The following is a 16,548-nucleotide window of genomic DNA, read 5'->3' as shown; positions in this document are numbered from 1 at the left end:
GGACAGCCTGTCGAAAGGTCTGTGGTCGGGCGGTGGATGCCTGGGGCCAGACCGCCGCGCCGAAGCTGGGGAAGGTCGGTGGAAAATCGCAGGGATAATTGCGGGAAATGCAGTGGATAAGGACCCGGCGAGCCGGCGGATAACCTGTTGAAGATCCGCAGAGCCGACGCCGCGGAAACGACCTCGCCCGCCAGGGAAATCCCTGGCGGGCGGTGATCGAAACAGCCTCTGAAGAAAAACAGCCCCCGCTGGGAAATGCAGGCGGAAATTACTTCAAGGAGGTGCTAATCGAAGTGAACTTCTCATTCATGGCGGTGCCCAGGCCGTTCACCACGGTGATGATCGCCAGGGCGATACCCGCGGCAATCAGACCGTACTCGATCGCGGTTGCACCGGACTCGTCCGACCAGAACTTCTGAATCATGCGCTTCAAGACTCGCCTCCGTTTCAACTCCAAGCTGTGCTAGCTGGATCCAACACTTGAGAATGTATCGGGTGGAACCTTCGTCCCAGTTAACCCGGGAACCGTAACTTGACGGGAAATTGGTACCAAAAGTTCCAAAAATTGAACCCAACGGAACCCTAAATGCAGCCTTCGCCCACCCATCGCGCCAGCTTTTCAATCGGCAGCGAGACCGACGCCAGGCGCGTCGTCGACGTGCTCACCGAGGTGTTTTTCGACGGCGATGCCGCGGTCGCCGCCTTCGAGCGGCCGGACGGACAATGGGACGTCACGCTCCATTTCGCCGAGGCGCCGGATCAGGCATGGCTGCACGAACTCATTGCAACTTCAGCAGGAAATGAGATCGCCGCGACCCTCGCCTTCGACACCGTCGAGGCCAGGGACTGGGTCAAGGCCAGCCTTGAGGATCTCGTGCCGGTCCCGGCCGGGCGCTTCGTCGTGCACGGCAGCCATGACCGTGACCGTGTGGCGCCAAACAAGCTCGCCATCGAGATCGAGGCGGCGCTCGCCTTCGGCACCGGTCACCACGGCACGACGCGCGGCTGTTTACTGCTGCTTGACCATGTCCTGAAGAGTTCCCGACCGCAGAACGTGCTCGACCTCGGCACGGGGACCGGCGTGCTGGCGATCGCAGTGGCGAAGGCGCTGCATCGCGCCGTGCTCGCCTCCGACATCGATCCGCCCTCGGTGCGGGTGGCGGCTGAGAACGCCTCCCTGAACGAAGCCGGCAACCAGGTCCGGGTGATCCGCGCCACCGGGTTTGCGGCGCCGGACTTTGCGCGCGCCGGCCCGTTCGACCTGGTACTCGCGAACATCCTTGCCAATCCCTTGCGGCAATTGGCGGGCCCGATGGCACAGCACCTTGCGCCCGGCGCCCGCGTCGTCCTTTCCGGCCTGCTGACTCACCAAGCCCCCGCCGTGATCGCCGCCTATCGCGCGCGCGGCCTCGTGCCCCTGAAGCATCTGCGGATCGAGGGGTGGAGCAGCCTGTTGCTGCGGAAGGTCGGGTGAACTGGGGCGAGGTGACGACGCCGTCACCGCTGAGGCTACTCTGCCGGCTTCTCGTCGCGGCGCATCGCGCGCTGCTGCTGCAAGGTGCGCCTCGCGCGGCGCTCGGCTAAACGGTCGATCATTTGGCTGATGAGGCCGCGCGGCTTCTTCGGTGGTGTTGCAGCCGGGCCGCGGCGCACTGGCGGCGAAATCTTCTCAAACGTGAACGCTGGCATCGTGTGTCCCCTCGCCGTTGAGATGAACCACTTGCTCGAATTTCCCTGTTATCCGGACGAAGCGCAGCTGCCGCATCCTTACTCCACTCGATTCGAATGGAACTATTTCAAGCACACTCCATGCCACATGCGACGCAAATGCGTCGAGATTGCGGACCGATCCCCATGATCCTAAAGTGATCCACCATGTTCGAAGCACACTTCCAGACATTCGAGGAGCCGGAGGCCGGTGTCGCATTGACGGCACGGCTGGCCGCACTTCGCGAAGAACTCGCCCGTCGCAAGCTGACCGGCTTCGTGATCCCGCGCGCCGATCAGCAGCAGAACGAGTATGTGCCGCCATCGGAAGAGCGGCTGGCCTGGCTGACCGGCTTTACGGGCTCGGCAGGACTGGCGGTGGTGCTGTCCCGGGAAGCTGCGGTGTTCGTCGATGGCCGCTACACGCTTCAGGCCGCCAAGCAGGTCGACGCAAAGGCCTGGACCGTGGAATCGCTGATCGACCCGCCGCCGGAGAGCTGGGTGGCGGCGCATCTGAAAGCCGGTGACCGCCTCGGATTTGATCCGTGGCTGCACACTTTTGCGGCAGCCGAACGCCTGTCCGCAGCCTGCGCCAAGGCCGGCGCCGAGCTGGTGGCCGTCGACCGCAATCCGATCGACGCGATCTGGCAGGACCGGCCGCAACCGCCGCTCGCTCCCGTCGCCGTGCACGGTCTCCAGCATGCCGGCGTCACCGAAGCCGAGAAGCTGACGCAGATCAGGGGCGAGATCGCCAAGCTCGGAACCGATGCGCTGGTGCTGTCCGACAGCCACGCGGTGGCCTGGACCTTCAACATCCGCGGCGCCGACGTCGCGCATACGCCGCTGCCGCTGTCCTACGCGCTGGTGCCGAAGGAGGGACGGCCGACCGTCTTCATCGACCATCGCAAGCTCTCCAACCTGACGCGCGACCATCTCGAGCAGTCCGCCGACGTGCGCGAGCCCGATGCGATGGCGCCGACACTGATGGCGCTCGCCAAAAGCGGCGCGGCGATCGCGCTCGACAATGCCACCGCGGCCGACGCGCTGAGCCGGCTGATCGCGGGCGCCGGCGGCAAGCCGGTGCGCGGCAGCGATCCGGTCGCACTGCTCAAGGCGGTCAAGAACGCAACCGAGATCAAGGGCACCAAGACGGCCCATGTGCGCGACGCCGTGGCGCTGGCGCGCTTCCTCGCATGGATCGATCGCGAGGCGCCAGGCGGCAAGCTGACCGAGATCGACGCGGTGGAGGCGCTGGAAACGTTCCGCCGCGATACCGGCGCGCTCAAGGACGTGTCGTTTCCGACCATCTCCGGCACCGGCCCGAACGGCGCCATCGTGCATTACCGCGTCACCCGCAAGAGCAACCGGCGGATCGTGCCCGGCGATCTCCTGCTGATCGATTCCGGCGCGCAATATGAAGACGGCACCACCGACGTCACGCGCACCATGGCGGTCGGCGAGCCCACGGACGAGATGCGCGACCGCTTCACCCGCGTGCTGCGCGGCCATATCGCGATCGCGCGCGCGGTCTTCCCCGACGGCACCACGGGCGCGCAGCTCGACACGTTGGCGCGGCAATATCTCTGGGCTGCCGGCGTCGATTTCGAGCACGGCACCGGCCACGGCGTCGGCAGCTATCTCTCGGTGCACGAAGGGCCGGCGCGGATCTCGAAGCTCGGCACCACGCCGCTGAAGCGCGGCATGATCCTCTCCAACGAGCCCGGCTACTACAAGACCGACGGTTTCGGCATCCGTATCGAGAACCTCGAGCTGGTCGTCGCCGCCGACATCAAGGGCGCCGAGAAGCCGATGAATGCGTTCGAGACGCTGACCCTGGCGCCGATCGACCGGCGGCTGATCGATGCGGCGATGCTGAGCCGCGATGAGCTCGACTGGCTCAACGCCTATCACGCCCGCGTCCGGGCCGAGGTGCGGCCGGCGCTGGACGAGGCGACGAAGGCCTGGTTCGATCAGGCGACCGCGGAGCTGAAGGCGTAAGGTCGTCGTTCCGCCGCGCATGGCACTACGCGATTTGCGCAATGCTTTTTCCTCCACCACCGCCGTCATGCCCCGCAAAGGCGGGGCATCCAGTACGCCGCAGCGTCTCGATTCAATCACTACCGCCTCTGGAATACCGGATTCCCCGCCTTCGCGGGGAATGACACCTGCTTTTGTGGCACAAACAACGCGCCCAATCGGTCGCCATCGCGCTGTCATTATAACCGTCCCGAAATCCGAATAGCCGCATTCCGAAACGCCGATATCCGTCTTGCGCGAGCAAGCTACAGTCGATTCGGATTTCGACGAGACGGACACTTATGCACGGCATGATCAGCAGGCCGCCGGAAGCGGCAACGAAGACCATCGCGACATCGCGCGTGGTGTTGCTGCTGCTGGTCGTCATGACCGGGATCGCGCCGATCTCGCTCTACATGCTGGTTCCGGCGCTGCCGGTGCTGGCGACGAATTTCAGCAGCGACATCTCGATCGCGCAGATGACGGTCTCGCTCTACATGGTCGGCATCGCGCTGTCGCAGCTGATCATGGGACCGCTGTCGGACCGGTTCGGACGGCGCCCGGTGCTGCTCGGAGGGCTGGCGCTGATGATCGCGGCCAGCATCGCCTGCATCTTCGCGCAGAACCTGCCGCAACTGATCGCCGCGCGCTTCTTCCAGGCGCTGGGCGGCGCCGCCGGCATGGTGGTGAGCCGCGCCATCATCCGCGACATCTACGAGCGCGACCGTGTCGCCTCGATGATCAGTCTCGTTATCGCCGCGCTGATGATCGGACAGATGGTGTCGCCGCTCACCGGCGGCCTGATCGAGACCGCGTTCGGCTGGCGCGCAATCTTCTACGCCATCACCATCGCCGCGATCGTCGTCGCCGTGGGTATCGCGGTGGCGCTGCCCGAGACGCGCCGCAGCCGCGCCGCCGGCAGCGGCTTCCGCGGCGACGTCGGCATGCTGATCCGCAATCGCGCCTTCGTCGGCTATGTCCTGTGCCAGGTGCTGGCCTCGCAGATCATCTTCACCTTCGCCGGCGGCGGCCCCTACATCGTGGTGACGCAGATGGGCCGGACCAGCGCCGAATACGGCGCCTGGTTCGCGACGACGGGCTTTGCCTATCTCGTCGGCAATCTGCTCTGCGTGCGCTTTGCGCCACGGCACTCGCTGGAAAAGCTGATCTGGTTCGGACTCGGCCTGCAACTCTGCGGCAGTCTGCTGAACCTGCTGTGGAGCTTCATGGGCTGGAACGAAGCGCCCGCCTGGCTGTTCGGAACGCAGATGATCGTGATGGTCGGCAATGCGTTCGTGATGGCGAATTCCGCCGCCGGTGCGATCAGCATCCGCCCGGAGGCCGCCGGCACCGCCTCGGGTGCCATGGGCTTCCTCCAGCAGGGCATCGGCGCGCTGATGTCGCAATTCGGTGCCTATCTCGGCGGCCATTCCGCAACGACGCTGCCGCTCACCGCCGCGGTCCTCGCGATCTCGCTGCTCTGCGCCTGCACGATGATCTTCGTCGTGCCCCGCCGCGAGGTGGTGGTGAGCGAGACACTGATCGAGCAGGCGGAAGAGGACGAGGCGGGGATGATGTGACGGGGCGGCACGCGGGTGAGCAACGGCTGCTGCCTTGCTCTCGGTGTCATTCCCCGCGAAGGCGGGGGATCCAGTACGCCGCGGCTTCTCCGCATCCTCGTACTGTCTCTGGAATACTGGATTCCCCGCCTTCGCGGGGAATGACGGCGGAACGTGACGCGCGGGCGCGCCCCCTCACTCCCCGATCAGCTTCAGCCACTCATCCTCGGTCAGCACCTTGACGCCGTGCTTGTTGGCTTCCGCCAGCTTCGAGCCCGCGCCGGGGCCGGCGACGACGAGATCGGTCTTCTTCGACACCGAGCCCGACACCTTTGCCCCCAGACGCTCCGCCGTCGCCTTGGCTTCATCCCGCGTCATCTTCTCCAGCGAGCCCGTGAACACCACGGTCTTGCCGGCGACGGCCGAGTTGCTCTTCGGCTTCTCGGCGTCGACGATCTCGACCTCCTTGGTCAGCCGCTCGACGATGCCGCGATTGTGGCTCTCGCCGAAATAGTCAGCGATGCTCCTGATCACGGTGTCGCCGATCTGGTCGAGCGCGTCCATCTCCGCGATCGCCTCCTCGTCGCCCTTGGCGACCTTGAGGCAGGCATCGTGGAAGGCGTCCCACGAGCCGTAGCCGCGGGCCAGGGCCAGCGCCGTGGTCTCGCCGACATGGCGCATGCCGAGCGCATAGATGAAGCGCTCCAATGCAATTCTGCGCCGGCTCTCGATGGCGCCGAACAGATTGCGGACCGAGGTCGTGCCATAGCCCTCGATCTCCTCGAGCTTGAGCTTCGCGTTACGCTTCTCCAGCGTGAAGATGTCGGCGGGCTCCTTCACCCACCCCTCGTCGAAGAAATACTGAAGCTGCTTCTCGCCGAGACCATCGATGTCGAAGGCGCGCCGCGACACGAACAGCTTGAGATGCTCGATCTTCTGATAGGGACAGGCGAACTCGCCGGTGCAGCGGGCGCGCGAGCCCTCCTCGCCCGTCGCCGTCTCCTCGCGCACGACGTCGGTGTGCAGCGGACACGGGCACTTCTTCGGGAAGTGGAACTCCCTGGCGGATTTCGGCCGCTTGTCCAGGACGACGTCGACCACCTGCGGGATGACGTCGCCGGCGCGCTGGATCACGACGGTGTCGCCGATCCTGATGTCACGGCCCTCGCGCAGCACCTCACCCTTGTTGCCGATGCCCTTGATGTAGTCTTCGTTGTGCAGCGTGACGTTCTGCACGATGACGCCACCGACGCCGACCGGCTCGAGCTTGCCGACCGGCGTGAACGAGCCGGTGCGGCCGACCTGAACCTCGATGTCGCGCAGCACTGTCATGGCGCGCTCGGCCGGGAATTTGTGCGCGATGCCCCAGCGCGGCGTGCGCGAGACGAAGCCGAGCCGCTCCTGCCAGTCGATGCGGTCGACCTTGTAGACGACACCGTCGATGTCGTAGTCGAGCCGTGCGCGCTGCTCCTCGATCGCATGATGAAAGGCGAGCAGTTCCTCGACGGAGTGACAGAGCCTGGTCAGCGGATTGGTCTTGAAGCCGCAGCGCTCGAACCAGTGGATCATGCCGCTCTGGGTCCCTTCCGGCATCGCGCTCATCTCGCCCCACGCATAGGCGAAGAAGCCGAGCGGGCGCGAGGCGGTGATGGCCGGGTCCTTCTGCCGGAGCGAGCCCGCAGCCGAGTTGCGCGGATTGGCGAAGATGGTACCGCCTTCGGCCTTCTGCCGCTCGTTGAGGGCAAGGAATGCCTTCTTGGTCATATAGACTTCGCCGCGGACTTCGCAGATGTCGGGGACGTTGCGGCCCTTCAGCTTCTGCGGCACGTCTTCGAGTGTGCGGATGTTGGCGGTGACGTCCTCGCCGACCGCGCCGTCGCCGCGTGTCGCGGCGGTGACGAGTTCGCCACCCTCGTAGCGCAGCGACATCGAGAGCCCATCGATCTTCGGCTCGGCGGAGAAATCGACCTTGTCGTCGTCGAGCTTCAGGAATCGCACGATACGGCCGACGAAGTCGCGCACGTCCTCCTCGGCAAAGGCGTTGTCGAGCGACAGCATGGGAACGGCATGCCGCACCTTCCTGAAGCGGCCCGACGGCGCCGCGCCGACCTTCTGCGAGGGCGAGTCCGCGGTGACGAACTCGGGAAAGCGCTTCTCGATCGCGTTGAAGCGCTGGCGCAGCGCGTCGTACTCGGCGTCGGTGACGGTGGGCGCGTCCTCTTGATAGTAGCGCTCGTTGTGCCCCTCGATCTCGAGCGCGAGCCGCATGTGCTCGACCTTGGCCTGCGCCTTGGTGAGGTCGGCGACGTCGCGAAGCGGTGTTGCTTTGGATCTTGCTGCTCTGGCCATGGTGCTTGGATACGACGGAGCGGGCGGAAGGGTAAAGGCTTGTGGAAATCTCGTGCCCCGGACGCAGCGCAGCGCCTCTTCGGCGATGCGCTGCAGAGCCGGGGCCCATGCGACGGGAGCTCTGGATCCCGGCTCTGCGGAGCAGCGCTACGCGCTGCACCGCGTCCGGGACACGAGAGTCAAGCCGTCGCCGCCTTGAGCAGCCGTTCCGCAGCGGCCCTCGCCTCGGCCGTGATCTCGGCGCCGGCGAGCATGCGCGCGATCTCCTCGCGGCGGTGGTCGGCGGCGAGCGCATTGACGCGGGTGGCGACGCGCTTGCCCTTGTCGAGGGCGTCCTTGGAGATCAGGAGATGCTGGTCGGCGCGGGCGGCGACCTGTGGGGCGTGGGTCACGGCCATGACCTGGACCTTGCCGGCAAGGCGCGCGAGGCGCCCGCCGATGGCGTCCGCGACCGCACCGCCGACGCCGGTGTCGATCTCGTCGAACACCAGGGTCGGCGCCGAACCGCGGTCGGACAGCACGACCTTGAGCGCAAGGAGGAAGCGCGACAGTTCGCCGCCGGAGGCGACCTTCATCAGCGGGCCCGGCTTGGTGCCCGGATTGGTCTGGACCCAGAACTCGACACGGTCGAAGCCTTGCGGACCGGGTGCGGCCTCGTCGGTCTCGACCTGGGTCATGAATTTGGCCCGTTCGAGCTTGAGCGGGGCGAGCTCGGCATTGACGGCCTTGTTGAGCTTCTCGGCCGATTTCTGCCGCGCCAGGGACAGCTTCTTGGCGGCGGCGGCATAGCGGCCATCTGCCTCGATCGCGGCCTGCTCCAGCTTCTTGAGCCGCGAGGCGCCGGCATCGATCAGCACGACGTCGGCGGCATATTTGGCGGCCAGCGCGGCGAGGCCATCGACCGGCGTCGAATATTTGCGCGAGGCGGCGCGAAGGGCGAACAGCCGTTCTTCGATGCGCTCGAGCTCGGCGGGATCGAAATCGGTCGCGGCCAGCGCCGCCTGGAGATGCTGATCGGCTTCCTCCAGCGCGTTGATCGCAGCGTCGATCGCCTTCACCGCAGGCTCGACCAGCGCCGGCGAGTTGACGCCGCGGCGCTCCAGCCGGCGCACCGCCGCCGATAGCGTAGCGACCGGCGAATGATTGCCGCCGACCGCCTCCTGCGCCTCGCGCAGGTCGGAGGCGATCTTCTCGCCCTGCATCATGGTGGTGCGGCGCGAGGCCAGCGCGGTCTCCTCGCCATCCTTGGGCGCGAGCTGCTTCAGCTCGTCGGAGGCATGGCGGAGATAGTCGGCCTCGCGCGCGGCGCTCTCCATGGCGGCGCGATGCTCCTCCAGCGCGGTATTGGCGGTGCGGCGCGCGTCCCAGAGCGATTCGACCGCCGCGACGTCCTTTTCCAGGCCGGCAAAAGCATCGAGCAGGCGGCGGTGGGTGGCGGCATCGACCAGCGCGCGCTCGTCGTGCTGGCCGTGAATCTCGACCAGGGCGGCACCGACCGCCTTCAGCGTCTGCACGCTGATCGACTGGTCGTTGATGAAGGCGCGGGTGCGACCGTCGGCGAGCTGCACCCGACGGAGAATCATCTCGCAAGACTCTTCAACACTCGTATCGTCGAGGCCGTTCTCGGCGAGGATCTTCGCCGCGGGGTGATTCTTCGGGATATCGAACACAGCGGTGACCTGCCCCTGCTCCGCGCCGTGGCGCACGAGGCCGGCATCGCCCCGGCCACCGAGCGCCAGTGCAAAGGCATCGAGCAGGATGGATTTGCCCGCACCGGTCTCGCCGGTCAAAACCGCGAGGCCCGAGGCGAATTCGATATCGAGCCGTTCGATCAGGACGATGTCACGGATCGACAGACGCGCCAGCATGGAACCCTATTTCCTAGCCGAGACCCATTCTCTTGAAGGTCTTGCTGATCCAGGACCCCTGATTCTCGCTCGGCTCGAGACCGCCGGATTTTACAAGATTATAGGCGTCCTTGTACCAGCGGCTGTCAGGAAAATTGTGCCCAAGCACCGCCGCCGCGGTCTGCGCCTCGCCGACGATGCCGATCGCCATATAGGCCTCAGTGAGCCGGAACAGCGCCTCCTCGACATGGCGGGTGGTCTGGTACTGCGTGACGACGGTCTTGTAGCGGTTGATCGCGGCCGTGTAGTCGCGCTTTTGCGCGTAGTAGCGGCCGACGTTCATTTCCTTGCCGGCGAGCTGGTCGCGCGCACCTTCGATCTTGGCCTTGGCCGAAGTCGCATATTCGGAAGTCGGATATTTGCGCACCACCTCTTCGAGAGCGGCGATCGCCTTCTCGGTGCGGGACTGGTCGCGGCTGATGTCCGGGATCTGGTCGTAATGGGAGGCGGCGATCAGATATTGCGCATAGGCCGCGTCCGGGCTGCCCGGATGCAGCGTGACGTAGCGGGTGGCAGCGCCGATGCAGCCGTCATAGTCGCCGCCCTGATAGGACGCATAGGCCGACATCAGCAGCGATTTGCGGGCCCAGTCGGAATAAGGATGCTGGCGGTCGACCTCTTCGAACTTCTTGGTCGCCGCCTTCATGTCCTTCTTCTCGTTCATGAGGTACAGGCCCTCATTGTAGATCTTGTCGGCGGGCTCCTCGACGAAGGTGTCGTCCTTGGCAGTGAACTTGTCCCAGAGCGAGCCCGTGCCGCAGCCGGCGAGCGGCAGCGCGAGCATGATGAAGGTGACGGCCTGCAGCAGCCCACGGGCTCGCGACGAGACCGAGAAATATCCGCGCGTCATACGCTGTGCCGACATGAGTTTAAGCCCTGACGCCCTGTGATGCGGTGTCCGCCAGCCCACGAACCCCGTCCTGGGCGCGAATTGTAATCGTGGTGCCTGCCATGCGACCACGCCAATGTATCCGACAAACGATCGTTAACCCACCGGATAGGCAGGCATTTCGCCCGGATTAAGGCGAACGTGCCGCAATCCTAGCCGATCTTGGTTACCAGGAGTTTCCCGGGTGGGGTCGCCAACCGAAAGCCGAGGCGACGGGTCTCTTTCAGGACACGTCCGGTCCGAACGCCGCGGCAACCCGGCCACCGACGATACCGCGACCGACTTCGCCCACGGGACGCGCGGTGCGGCGGGCAGCCTCGCCTTCGACCACGCGCCAGGCGGTACGGTCGGCGAGCAGCGCGGTCAGGACAGCGTGGTTGAGCTTGTGGCCGCCACGCACCGAGCGGTAGGCGCCAAGCAGCGGCAGGCCGGCCAGCGACAGGTCGCCGATCACGTCGAGCACCTTGTGGCGGGCGCATTCGTCGGCGTAGCGCAGGCCCTCGGGATTGAGCAGCCGCTCCTCGTCGAACACGACGGTGTTGTCGAAGGAAGCGCCGAGGGCATAGCCCGCGCTCCAGAGCCGCGCGACATCGCACATCAGACCGAACGTCCGGGCCCGGCCGATTTCGCGGCGGAAACCTTCAGGGTTGAGGTCGAAGACGTAGTTCTGCTGGCCGATGACGGGATTGGTGAAGTCGATCTCGACCTCGACGCGGAACCCGCTGGCGTGTGGCCTGATCTCGCCGAAGGAGTCGCCGAGCTTGACCGAGATCGGCTTCAAAACCTGAATGAGACGGCGCTGCGCCGGCTGGGTGACGATGCCGGCCTGGTCGATCGCCGCAATGAAGGCCGCGGCGCTGCCGTCCATGATCGGCACTTCGGGACCATCGATCTCGATGGTAGCGTTGTCGACGCCCATGCCCCGCAGTGCGGCAAGCACGTGCTCGGCAGTGGATACCAGCGGCCCGCTGCGGTCGCCAAGAACGGTCGCGAAGTCGGTCGCCACCACCTGCTCGGCGGTCGCCTGAACTTCACGGTCGCTTCCCTCGAGGCCCGTACGGATAAAAATAAAACCTGCGTCGACAGGCGCAGGCCCGAGGGTGAGAGTGACGGGAAGACCGGAATGAACGCCTACGCCTGCCACAGAGGCTTGCGCACGAAGCGTTGTTTGCCGGTTGAGTTTCATCAGGAACCGCCCCACTACGACCATCGCGACTTATACAAACCCGCTTCGCCGGCCAGTGCCGGCGCCCCGCGAATCCGTATCCCCAAGTCACGGCAAACCATAGTCACTGCCTCAAACAGCGCCAACTCACGCTTTTTTACCGATTGTTACCCCAAACCCGCCGTATTCGCGCCAAGGCTTAACCAAATTGAGCCCCGGCTCGGGGCGGTTATCGGCAGTTTTACTGAACCACCGAATGTGTAATTAATGATTTAAAATCAGTTGCTTGGCAGAAAAATACGGGTCTGGGCGAGAGAAAAGGAAAGGTCCCGGCAAGCTTGCTGCCGGGACCTTTTTCCGTCTGCCTTATTGTAACAATCCTCAGGTCGCCTGCCGCCGCAGGAAGGCCGGGATATCAAGATGATCGTCACCCTGTGGCGCCGGCGCAACAGGCGCGGGGCGGCCGTGCATATCCAGGCCCTGCGGCGCGGGACGACGGGCATACTCAGATACCGGCTCGCTGGCTGCGATCTGCTGCGCCACGGTCTTCTGCTGGCGCCGCTCGGGCAGCGGCGGCATGGCGGGGCCGGCGGCGCGGGCGGCGACCGGCGGCTCGCTCTCCTCGTCGCGACGGCCGAGGCCGACATTGGCGAGGCGCTGCAGCAGCGACAGGCGGGTCTTCTGCGGGGTCTCTTCCTCGGCCTCGCCGCGGGCCTGACGAATCTCGGCCTGGGCCGGCATCGGCAGTTCCTCGATACGTGGCATCCGCGGCGCGCGGACCGGCGGACGTTCCGCCTGCGGCGGAATGAAGTTTTCGGGCGTCATCGGCTCCTGCATCGCGACCGGAGCCATGTCAGGCTCCGGAAACAGGGTCGGTTTCTGCGCGATCGGCCGCACGGTGACGTCGCCATAGGTCTGCGTCGGCGCCGGCGCCTGCGGGGCTTCGGCAACGGCAGCGGCGATGGCGGCGAGCGCAGCGCGCTCGACGTTGGGACGGGGCGCGGCAGCACCCGGAGCCGGCGCGGCGGCCGGGCTCTGCGCATCCAGCTTCTGGGCGCGTTCGGCCAGACGCTGGTTGTCGGCACGGAGCCGCGCGGTCAGGTCGGCGAGACGGCTCTCGGCAACGGCGGCAGGTGCGGCGGCCTGCTGCGCCTGCGGTGCCGGATTTGCGACGGGCGCGGAGGTCGCCTGGCTGTTGCGGGCGATCGCGGCCTGCTCGATGCCGGTGGCGACCACCGAGACGCGGATCAGGCCGTCGAGCGCTTCGTCGAAGGTCGCGCCGACGATGATGTTGGCGTCCTGGTCGACTTCTTCGCGGATGCGGGTCGCGGCCTCGTCGACCTCGAACAGAGTGAGGTCCTTGCCGCCGGTGATGGAGATGAGGAGGCCCTTGGCGCCCTTCATCGAGCTGTCGTCGATCAGGGGGTTGGCGATCGCGGCTTCCGCGGCGGTCAGCGCGCGCTTGTCGCCGGAGGCTTCGCCGGTGCCCATCATCGCCTTGCCCATCTCGCGCATGACGGCGCGGACGTCGGCGAAGTCGAGGTTGATCAGGCCTTCCTTGACCATCAGGTCGGTGATGCAGGCGACGCCCGAATAGAGCACCTGGTCGGCCATGGCGAAGGCGTCGGCGAAGGTGGTCTTCTCGTTGGCGACCCGGAACAGGTTCTGGTTCGGGATGATCAGGAGCGTATCCACGACCTTGTGAAGCTCGTTGATGCCGGCTTCGGCGGTGCGCATGCGGCGGCCGCCTTCGAAGTGGAACGGCTTGGTCACGACGCCGACGGTGAGGATGCCCATGTCGCGCGCGGTCTTGGCGATGACGGGAGCGGCGCCGGTGCCGGTGCCGCCGCCCATGCCGGCGGTGACGAACACCATGTTGGCACCCGAGAGATGGTCGCGCAGCTCGTCGATCACCTCTTCCGCCGCGGCGGCGCCGACGTTCGGCTGCGAGCCGGCACCAAGGCCTTGCGTGACCGCCGTGCCCATCTGCACGATGCGCTGCGCCTTCGACATCGTCAGCGCCTGCGCGTCGGTGTTGGCGACAACGAAATCGACGCCCTGCAGGCCCGCCGTGATCATGTTGTTGACGGCGTTGCCACCGGCGCCGCCGACGCCGAACACGGTGATCCGGGGCTTCAGTTCGTGAATATCAGGAACATTGATGCTGATGGTCATGGTTGCCTCTCGATCACGCGCGCGTGGGTTCGCCCCGGCCGGCGGCCGCGGGAGTTGGTGAAAATCGAAGATTGCGGAAAGCCGTCATCAGAAGCCCTCGCGTAGCCATCGTCCGACCTTTCCGAAATATCCGCCGGTCCCTGTCCTGACCTGCTGCCGCGTATGCCGCGGTTCGACATGTTCGAGGTGAACATATTGCGGGTAGACGAGGAGTCCGGCCGGCACCGCGAACGCGGCGTTCTTCGCCTCGTTGGGCAGCCGGCCGAAACCGAGCGGACGGCCGACCCGCACGGGCCGGCCGAGAATCTGGGTGCCGAGCTCGACGAGGCCGGTGAGCTGCGAGGCGCCGCCCGACAGCACGACGCGGCCGTTGGGCTCTGCGGCGAAGGGCGAATCCTTCAGCTTGTCCCGAACCATTTCGAAGACTTCCTCGGCACGGTGCTTGACGATGTTCGCGATGGTGGCGCGGGAGACGATCTGCGGCAGATCCTGCTCGTCACCGGCTGTCGGCACAGACATCAGCTCACGCGAGTCCGATCCGCCGGTGATGACGGTGCCGTATAACGTCTTGATTCGCTCGGCATCGGCAATGGTCGCGGAGAGTCCGCGCGCCAGATCCATCGTGATGTGTTGCCCGCCGACCGCAAAACCCGCCGCATGCACGAAACGGCCGCCGGCATAGACCGCGATCGTGGTGGTGCCCGCGCCCATCTCGACGACGGCGGCGCCGAGATCGGCCTCGTCGTCGGTCAGCACCGACAGGCCGGCCACATAGGGGCTCGCCGCCATGGCTTCGACATTGATGTGGCAGCGTTCCACCGCCAGCATCAGGTTCCGCGCCACGGTGGCATCGCAGGTGACGACGTTCATGTCGACCCCGAACTGGTGCGCGACCATGCCGCGGGGATCGCGGATGCCCTTGACGCCATCGAGCGTGTAGCCGACCGGCAGCGCGTGCAGCACGGTGCGGCCCTCGCCGGTGGCGTGGCGCATGCCGGTGGAGGTGACGCGGTTGACATCGGCCGGCGTCACGGCGCCGCCACGGATGTCCGCGGCGGCTTCGACCAGCTGGCCGGAGAGCCGGCCGCCGGAGACCGAGAGCAGTACCGACTCGACCCGCACCTTGGCCATCTTCTCCGCGAGCCCGACCGCCTGGCGCACCGCCTGCTCGCATTCGCCGAGATCGATCACCGCGCCGGCCTTCATCCCGCGCGACTGGATCTGGCTGTATCCGATCAGTTCCACCGCATGGGTACGGCCGCGCAGCGCATCGCTCGGGGGCGACGGCTTCAGCCGCGCGATCATGCAGGCGATCTTGCTGGTGCCGATGTCGAGGCAGGCGACGATGCCGCCGCGCTTGTGCGGCATCGGGCGCGTCTTCGGCGTCTGGGTGCGATCGAGACCGGTCATGCGGAATCCCCGGCCTTCTTTTTCTTCTTGTCCTTGAACTGATCTTCGCGCGCCTTGGCAGCGTCCTCGGACAGCTGCACCACCAGCCGATCGGGCAGGCGCATGTCGACGGCGACGATGTCGCGGGAGAACAGCCTGTCGTCCTTGTCGAGCTTCGACAGCATCGCAAGCGCGTTGCCGACGTCCTGCTCGGGCAGGCGGATGTCGAGACCGTCCTTGAGCCGCAGATTCCAGCGCCGCTCGCCGACGAAGATCGCCGCCTTCATCACCGAATTGACCTGCGGATAGCGCGCCAGCAGCGCGAGGAAATCGCGCGCCTGCGTATCGGCCCCCTTGCCGACCACGAGCGGCAGCGACAGGAAGCGGCGCGAGACGTAGGGTTCGAGCACGGCGCCGTCATCGGCGATGACGGAGAGCCGGCCGGCCTCCTGCCACAGCGCGAACGCCTTGCGCTCGGTGAGCTCGATCATGAGCTGGCCCGGATACAGCTTCAGCACGGTCGCATCCGCGATCCAGGGATTGGCCTTGAGCTTGTCGCGCACCGCTTCGGCGTCGAGGAACAGCAGCGAGGAGCGGCCACTGATGCCGCCGATGGCGAGGATCTCGTCCTGGGTGAGCTGCTTGCGGCCGTTGATCACGACCGAGGTGATGCGGAAGCCGGCGGAATTGGCCAGCGCGTTGCGGGCGTCGCTGACAGCGGTGACGAAGTCCTGGAGATGGCCGCCCTTGACGATGCCGAAGCCGCAGCTCCCGATCAGCAGCAGCACGGTCATGCCGAGTCCGACCCGGTGCGGCAGATAGCGCTCGACCAGCGCCACGACGCGCGGTGTCGGCTCACGCTCGACGACGGCCTTGGCCCTGCTCTTGATCTTGTCCTTGGCGGCGGTGCGCGCGGCCTGGAGTCTTTGCTGGCGCTTGTCCTGCACCCACTCGCGCAGAAGCACGACCGCTCCGACAGCGGCCGCCTTCAGGTCAGCTTGGGGCCTCAGCGATCTGAAAAGCGATCGGGTGAGGCTTCCTGCTCCATCCATTGCACGAGCTCGTCAACAGTTTCGCCGCGACAGCGCGCGGATCCTGGCGAACATGACGTCTCGGACCTGCCGGGCCGGGTGCTGGTCTTCAGCAGAAGAAAACCTCTCCCCTTCAAAGCGTTCGCTGGAGGTGACATCACCCGCGACAGCTCACGCGCCGGCAGCCAAAGCGCCATATGCGCCGCCAGCGTTAACCTTCGGACGTCCTGGTAAACAAAAGGTAAAATTCGTTAACGACATGCGCATTTTGCCCGGCGATATCCGGCATTTGTGGCGCGATGTCCGGCATTTTACCGATTTTGGCCGCCAAACCGGGCGATTTCGCCGATCCGGCCGTTAA

General features: G+C 66.1%; 12 protein-coding genes. 3 read left to right on the top strand and 9 right to left on the bottom strand.

Annotated features, from left to right (window positions below; translation table 11 throughout):
• Positions 1–268: 268 nt before the first annotated feature.
• Positions 269–424, bottom strand: a complete 156-nt coding sequence (locus tag EDE08_RS15940) for a Flp family type IVb pilin (protein ID WP_085973554.1) — start codon at positions 422–424, stop codon at positions 269–271.
• Positions 425–586: 162 nt separating this feature from the next.
• Here EDE08_RS15940 and EDE08_RS15935 point away from each other — a divergent pair, with 162 nt between their 5' ends.
• Complete coding sequence (locus EDE08_RS15935; RefSeq protein ID WP_131869743.1) at positions 587–1,474, top strand: 50S ribosomal protein L11 methyltransferase; 888 nt, start codon at positions 587–589, stop codon at positions 1,472–1,474.
• A gap of 35 nt (positions 1,475–1,509) precedes the next feature.
• On the opposite strand, the gene EDE08_RS15930 is transcribed toward EDE08_RS15935, so the two are convergent.
• A complete protein-coding gene (locus EDE08_RS15930; RefSeq protein ID WP_082821949.1) occupies positions 1,510–1,689 on the bottom strand; it encodes a hypothetical protein in 180 nt (59 codons plus the stop codon).
• 186 nt (positions 1,690–1,875) lie between these two features.
• On the opposite strand from EDE08_RS15930, the gene EDE08_RS15925 reads away from it, so the two are divergent.
• Together EDE08_RS15925 and EDE08_RS15920 are read left to right on the top strand one after the other, a co-directional pair.
• Positions 1,876–3,705 (top strand): aminopeptidase P family protein, encoded by a 1,830-nt coding sequence (locus EDE08_RS15925; protein WP_131869742.1) that lies wholly within the window; start codon positions 1,876–1,878, stop codon positions 3,703–3,705.
• 320 nt (positions 3,706–4,025) lie between these two features.
• The gene (locus tag EDE08_RS15920) at positions 4,026–5,303 is read left to right on the top strand and encodes a multidrug effflux MFS transporter (RefSeq protein WP_131869741.1); all 1,278 of its coding nucleotides are present in this window, start codon (positions 4,026–4,028) and stop codon (positions 5,301–5,303) included.
• A 174-nt stretch (positions 5,304–5,477) separates the two neighbouring features.
• Here EDE08_RS15920 and ligA read toward each other — a convergent pair whose 3' ends face one another.
• The 7 genes from ligA to EDE08_RS15885 all read right to left on the bottom strand — a co-directional run bounded on the left by ligA (position 5,478) and on the right by EDE08_RS15885 (position 16,208).
• Positions 5,478–7,631 carry an NAD-dependent DNA ligase LigA gene (gene ligA / locus EDE08_RS15915; protein ID WP_131869740.1) on the bottom strand — a complete coding sequence of 718 codons (2,154 nt, stop codon included), beginning with the start codon at positions 7,629–7,631 and terminating at the stop codon, positions 5,478–5,480.
• A gap of 179 nt (positions 7,632–7,810) precedes the next feature.
• Positions 7,811–9,499, bottom strand: coding sequence for a DNA repair protein RecN (recN, locus tag EDE08_RS15910; protein WP_131869739.1), 1,689 nt, complete (start codon positions 9,497–9,499; stop codon positions 7,811–7,813).
• A gap of 13 nt (positions 9,500–9,512) precedes the next feature.
• Positions 9,513–10,403, bottom strand: a complete 891-nt coding sequence (locus EDE08_RS15905; RefSeq protein ID WP_061877579.1) for an outer membrane protein assembly factor BamD — start codon at positions 10,401–10,403, stop codon at positions 9,513–9,515.
• Between the two features lie 247 nt (positions 10,404–10,650).
• Positions 10,651–11,613: a UDP-3-O-acyl-N-acetylglucosamine deacetylase gene (gene lpxC, locus EDE08_RS15900; RefSeq protein WP_131869738.1), complete on the bottom strand. Its 963-nt coding sequence runs from the start codon at positions 11,611–11,613 to the stop codon at positions 10,651–10,653.
• 360 nt (positions 11,614–11,973) lie between these two features.
• Entirely contained in the window at positions 11,974–13,767 is a 1,794-nt protein-coding gene (ftsZ, locus tag EDE08_RS15895; protein ID WP_131869737.1) for a cell division protein FtsZ, read from the bottom strand.
• 87 nt (positions 13,768–13,854) lie between these two features.
• Positions 13,855–15,177 (bottom strand): cell division protein FtsA, encoded by a 1,323-nt coding sequence (gene ftsA, locus EDE08_RS15890; protein WP_131869736.1) that lies wholly within the window; start codon positions 15,175–15,177, stop codon positions 13,855–13,857.
• On the bottom strand, positions 15,174–16,208 hold the full coding sequence (locus EDE08_RS15885; protein ID WP_131869735.1) for a cell division protein FtsQ/DivIB: 1,035 nt from the start codon (positions 16,206–16,208) through the stop codon (positions 15,174–15,176). The genes ftsA and EDE08_RS15885 overlap by 4 nt, the downstream gene beginning before the upstream one ends.
• Between the last annotated feature and the right edge of the window lie 340 nt (positions 16,209–16,548).

It is taken from the genome of Bradyrhizobium sp. R2.2-H, from assembly GCF_004346455.1.
In the GTDB taxonomy this organism is placed as follows: domain Bacteria; phylum Pseudomonadota; class Alphaproteobacteria; order Rhizobiales; family Xanthobacteraceae; genus Bradyrhizobium; species Bradyrhizobium diversitatis.
The sequence above is the reverse complement of the archived record's forward strand: the minus strand, read 5'-3'. Positions and strand labels throughout refer to the sequence as shown.

Coding starts and splice junctions, on each gene's coding strand:
- ftsA (WP_131869736.1), bottom strand. CDS start 15,177: ATGACCGGTCTCGATCGCACCCAGACGCCGAAGACGCGCCCGATGCCG.
- lpxC (WP_131869738.1), bottom strand. CDS start 11,613: ATGAAACTCAACCGGCAAACAACGCTTCGTGCGCAAGCCTCTGTGGCA.
- ftsZ (WP_131869737.1), bottom strand. CDS start 13,767: ATGACCATCAGCATCAATGTTCCTGATATTCACGAACTGAAGCCCCGG.
- EDE08_RS15940 (WP_085973554.1), bottom strand. CDS start 424: ATGATTCAGAAGTTCTGGTCGGACGAGTCCGGTGCAACCGCGATCGAG.
- EDE08_RS15905 (WP_061877579.1), bottom strand. CDS start 10,403: ATGTCGGCACAGCGTATGACGCGCGGATATTTCTCGGTCTCGTCGCGA.
- EDE08_RS15930 (WP_082821949.1), bottom strand. CDS start 1,689: ATGCCAGCGTTCACGTTTGAGAAGATTTCGCCGCCAGTGCGCCGCGGC.
- EDE08_RS15885 (WP_131869735.1), bottom strand. CDS start 16,208: ATGGATGGAGCAGGAAGCCTCACCCGATCGCTTTTCAGATCGCTGAGG.
- EDE08_RS15920 (WP_131869741.1), top strand. CDS start 4,026: ATGCACGGCATGATCAGCAGGCCGCCGGAAGCGGCAACGAAGACCATC.
- recN (WP_131869739.1), bottom strand. CDS start 9,499: ATGCTGGCGCGTCTGTCGATCCGTGACATCGTCCTGATCGAACGGCTC.
- EDE08_RS15925 (WP_131869742.1), top strand. CDS start 1,876: ATGTTCGAAGCACACTTCCAGACATTCGAGGAGCCGGAGGCCGGTGTC.
- EDE08_RS15935 (WP_131869743.1), top strand. CDS start 587: ATGCAGCCTTCGCCCACCCATCGCGCCAGCTTTTCAATCGGCAGCGAG.
- ligA (WP_131869740.1), bottom strand. CDS start 7,631: ATGGCCAGAGCAGCAAGATCCAAAGCAACACCGCTTCGCGACGTCGCC.